Below are 770 nucleotides of genomic sequence, written 5' to 3' on the forward strand. Positions count from 1 at the left end.
CGAACTAATGAGCTACGGCAAAACCTTGTTGACTGAAGAGCAAGTAATGGACGGTGTCGCCTCGATGATTCATGAAGTGCAAGTCGAAGCGACCTTTCCTGATGGAACTAAACTGGTCACCGTTCACGACCCGATTTCATAAGTCGATTAATTGGCCTTTTTATTCCGTTAGTGACACTCACATAGTCACACCGATGGTAACACTCACAACTGTCATCCCGGTGGTGTTTTAAGCCGGGATCCATGAGGGTTAGTTAGGGGATAACGCAGGAATGACACAACTATGAACGAATATCTATTGATAAGGGGACAAGTATGATTCCTGGAGAATACCAAGTCGCCGAGGGCGATATTGAACTGAACGCAGGGCGTGAGACATTAAGCTTGCGTGTTGAAAACACCGGTGACCGACCCATTCAGGTCGGCTCTCACTATCATTTTTTTGAAACTAATTTAGCTTTAAGTTTTGATCGAGACAAGACCAAAGGCTTTCGTTTAAATATTGCCTCGGGCACGGCGGTAAGATTTGAACCTGGACAGGGCCGGGAAGTAGAGCTGGTGGCTTATGCGGGTGACCGTAAGGTCTACGGATTCCGTGGTGATGTAATGGGCGCGCTATAGCTTTGAGCTGAGGAGAGAAAAGATGACTAAGATGGATAAAAAAGCCTATGCGCAAATGTTCGGTCCAACGGTGGGTGATAAAGTTCGTTTAGGCGATACCGATCTTTGGATCAAAGTGGAGAAGGATTACACCACCTACGGCGAAGAAG

Annotated in this window: 3 protein-coding genes; all 3 read left to right on the forward strand. The window is 46.8% G+C overall.

Features of this window, described 5'->3' with window-relative positions; all coding sequences use genetic code 11:
* The coding region (locus A3756_RS21350; protein ID WP_197481442.1) for an urease subunit gamma at window positions 1–142 on the forward strand (142 nt) is incomplete at its 5' end.
* Window positions 143–315: 173 nt separating this feature from the next.
* Window positions 316–621 (forward strand): urease subunit beta, encoded by a 306-nt coding sequence (locus A3756_RS21355; RefSeq protein WP_068552946.1) that lies wholly within the window; start codon window positions 316–318, stop codon window positions 619–621.
* Between the two features lie 22 nt (window positions 622–643).
* A partial coding sequence (locus A3756_RS26240; RefSeq protein WP_156490661.1) for a hypothetical protein occupies window positions 644–770 on the forward strand: 127 nt, incomplete at its 3' end.

The organism is Oleiphilus sp. HI0086 (genome assembly GCF_001635225.1).

Coding starts and splice junctions, on each gene's coding strand:
- A3756_RS21355 (WP_068552946.1), top strand. CDS start 316: ATGATTCCTGGAGAATACCAAGTCGCCGAGGGCGATATTGAACTGAAC.